Source organism: Candidatus Dependentiae bacterium, from assembly GCA_018897535.1.
Lineage (GTDB): Bacteria > Babelota > Babeliae > Babelales > UASB340 > UASB340.
In genome coordinates this window covers 1-2,396 of sequence record JAHIKO010000077.1, presented here as the reverse complement: position 1 = coordinate 2,396, position 2,396 = coordinate 1, and the positions used below count along the sequence as shown (strand labels likewise).

2 protein-coding genes are annotated in these 2,396 nt (G+C 50.0%); one reads left to right on the top strand and one right to left on the bottom strand.

The features are described from left to right. The first annotated feature begins 6 nt into the window (after nt 1-6). On the top strand, nt 7-369 hold the full coding sequence (locus KKE07_05065) for a hypothetical protein (protein ID MBU4270212.1): 363 nt from the start codon (nt 7-9) through the stop codon (nt 367-369). A 51-nt stretch (nt 370-420) separates the two neighbouring features. On the opposite strand, the gene KKE07_05060 is transcribed toward KKE07_05065, so the two are convergent. Continuing rightward, a complete protein-coding gene (locus KKE07_05060; GenBank protein ID MBU4270211.1) occupies nt 421-2,325 on the bottom strand; it encodes a response regulator in 1,905 nt (634 codons plus the stop codon). Nucleotides 2,326-2,396: the final 71 nt, after the last annotated feature.

Sequence of the window (2,396 nt, the reverse complement as noted above, 5' to 3'; positions counted from 1 at the left end):
TGAGGAATGTACGATGTAACCAACCTCCGCATCTATTTTCGAACGTTTGATAACCCGCAGATTCGCTTCATCAATCTCTGCGCTTTTGATTTTACCTGCGCAACACCTGTGAAAGTATTTAACCTAAATTCTTTGGTATCAGGGGACGTCGCTAACGCGTTTATTGATTACACACAAACGGCAAATCGAGATCTGATAGGAAAGGCTTTTGGCAAAACCCCTTACATTTTTCTGACGGGTTTGGATATGAAACTTATTTTGTACTTGATTAAAAACAGTTTTAAGAGACTGCCCAAGGTTCCGGATGAGGAATTAGATACCTTGTCAAGATATCCGGATACGACTGTATGTGAGGTGGAAGAAAAGTAAAAAAGAACGTAACTACTCAGCGAAGTCTGTTGACTGTATATAATTCGCCCATCATGGTTTGACTGTATCCAACGCCGCGCGGACTTTGGCGGCCATGTCTTTTTTTGGAAAAGGTTTCTGGATAAAATTGACCCCCTCGTCCAGCACCCCCCGGTGGGCAATCACGTCGCTCGTGTATCCGGACATGAAAAGAACTTTAAGACCGGGGTAGAGGGCCAGCATCCGTTCAGCCAATTCCCGGCCGTTCATTTCAGGCATGACCACGTCGGTGATGAGCAAGTGAATGCTGTCCGCATGTTCTTTTGCCAAACCCATGGCTTTACCAGGGGTTTTGGCGGTCAGTACGCTGTATCCGAGATCCTTTAGGATTCTATTGGCCAGTTGCAAAATCGAAGCTTCATCCTCCACCACCAGAACGGTTTCGCCACGCCCCCTGGGAATTTCCTCTGTGGTTTCCTCGCTCATCTCTTCGTTGTCGCCCGCATGACGCGGAAGATAAATCCTAAAGGTCGTGCCTTTTCCGATTTCGCTGTAAACATTGATAAAACCTTTGTTCTGTTTGACGATGCCGTAGACTGTGGCCAGTCCCAAACCGGTTCCCCGCCCCACACCCTTGGTGGTGAAAAACGGTTCGAAAAGCTTACCCAGAGTCTCTTTATCCATGCCGCTGCCATTGTCGCTAACGGCCAACAGAACAAAATCCCCGGGAATAAAGCCTGCGTGATCGTCGCAATAGGCCGCGTCAAGGGTCACCTTGTCCGTTTCGATGGTGACTTTGCCCACGCCGGCGATGGCGTCCCGGGCGTTGACGCACAGGTTGACCAGGATCTGGTCGAGCTGGGAGGGATCTATCTTGACCGCCCACAGGTTTGCTCTGGGATTCCAGGATAGATCGATGTCTTCGCCGATGAGTTGCCGCAGCAACTTGAACATCGCCTCCAAGGTTTCGTTTAAAGCGAGTACCTTGGGGGCAACAATCTGCTTGCGCGCAAAGGCCAGTAGTTGGCGGGTAATATCTGCGGAACGCTTGGCGGCAGCCAGGATTTCCATCAGGTCGGCATGCAGCGGATCATTGGGGCCCACCTTGTCCAGAGCCAGTTCCGTGTAACCCAGGATCACGCTGAGGATGTTGTTGTAATCGTGAGCCACTCCGCTGGCCAGCCGCCCAACGGATTCCATTTTCTGCGCCTGAATAAGCTGTGCCTGAAGGTTTATACGCTCGGTGATGTCATCAATGGCGTGGACTGCCCCGGTCAGATTTCCTGCTTCATCCAGAATCGGGTCAACCGTAATCTGGAGCCAACGCTCGTCTGCTTGGAAGGCAATGCTTTTTCTCTGACAGTCGTTCTTCATGGACGTCATAGGACATTCTGGGATTGGTTTATTCGCACCATGCATCCATTCCCAGCAATGCCTGCCGATAATCTCATCCTGTGTTTTATTAAAAAGTTTTTCTGTGGCTTTGTTGCATCGAAGGATACGACAGTCCAAGTCCAGAAGGAATACTGAACTGGAGATGGCATCAAAAGTGCTCTCCCACTGCGAAGCCATTAAAACCGCCTCGGCCTCAACATCCTTGAGCCGGAGAAGGGATTTTATGGTTGCAATGAGCACCAGCGGCTCAACCGGTTGTGTAAGGTAACCGTCGGCACCGCCTTCCAAGCCCTTTACTTTTGCAGCAGTGTCCGTAAAGGTTGCGGAAAGATGAAGGACAGGGAGCAACTTTGATGAAGGTTCTTCCTTGATCCCCCTGCACACCTCAAAGCCGTCTATATCAGGCAGGTTGATGTCGAGGATGACCAGGTCCGGCTTTTCTTCTTTGACCTTTCTCAGGGCCTCTTCGCCGGTTTCCGCCTCGATAACGGTGAACCCGGCCATGGTCAGGATTCTCGTCGTAGCATACCGTCCTGCGTCATAATCGTCCACATTTAAGAGGAGCGGCTTTTTATTGTGCATATGGAATGCTACATTAGCTTATTCAATCGGTTGATCCGAAATATAATCCGATCGATAAAATATGCTATCGG